Annotated in this window: 1 protein-coding gene; it reads left to right on the forward strand. The window is 37.9% G+C overall.

Annotation, left to right across the window (positions count from 1 at the left end):
* Positions 1-961: elongation factor Tu (gene tuf / locus OCU55_RS23695; RefSeq protein WP_261854717.1), on the forward strand; the 961-nt coding region annotated here is incomplete at both ends.

A 961-nucleotide genomic window follows, 5' to 3' on the forward strand; every position in this document is an offset into this window, starting at 1 on the left:
AACAAGGGATTTGCAGAAGCATTTAAGTATGACGAAATAGATAAGGCACCAGAAGAAAAAGAAAGAGGAATCACAATTAATACAGCACACGTTGAGTATCAAACAGAAAACAGACATTACGCTCACGTAGACTGTCCAGGACATGCTGACTATGTTAAGAACATGATAACAGGAGCAGCACAAATGGATGGAGCTATACTAGTTGTATCAGCAGCAGATGGCCCAATGCCACAAACAAGAGAACATATACTACTAGCATCAAGAGTTGGTGTTGACTATATAGTAGTATTCTTAAATAAAGCAGATATGGTAGATGACGAAGAATTATTAGAATTAGTTGAAATGGAAGTTAGAGAATTATTAAGCGAATACAGCTTCCCAGGAGATGACATTCCAGTAATAAAGGGATCAGCATTAAAAGCATTAGAAAACCCAACAGATGAAGCTGCAACAGCTTGTATCGCTGAGTTAATGGATGCAGTAGATAGCTATATCCCAACACCAGAAAGAGCAACAGATAAGCCATTCTTAATGCCAATAGAAGATGTATTCACAATCACAGGTAGAGGAACAGTTGCAACAGGAAGAGTTGAAAAGGGAATACTACATGTAGGTGAAGAAGTAGAAATAATCGGTTTATCAGAAGAAAGAAGAAAGACAGTAGTAACAGGAATAGAAATGTTCAGAAAGTTACTAGATGAAGCACAAGCAGGAGATAATATAGGAGCTCTTTTAAGAGGTGTTCAAAGAACAGATATCGAAAGAGGTCAAGTATTAGCAAAAACTGGATCAGTAAACCCACACAACAAGTTCGTAGGTCAAGTATACGTACTTAAGAAAGAAGAAGGCGGAAGACATACACCATTCTTCGATGGATACAGACCACAATTCTATTTCAGAACAACTGACGTAACAGGATCAATCAAGTTACCAGATGGAATGGAAATGGTTATGCCAGGAG

The sequence above is a fragment of the Clostridium folliculivorans genome (assembly GCF_024341905.1).
GTDB lineage: Bacteria > Bacillota > Clostridia > Clostridiales > Clostridiaceae > Clostridium_AR > Clostridium_AR folliculivorans.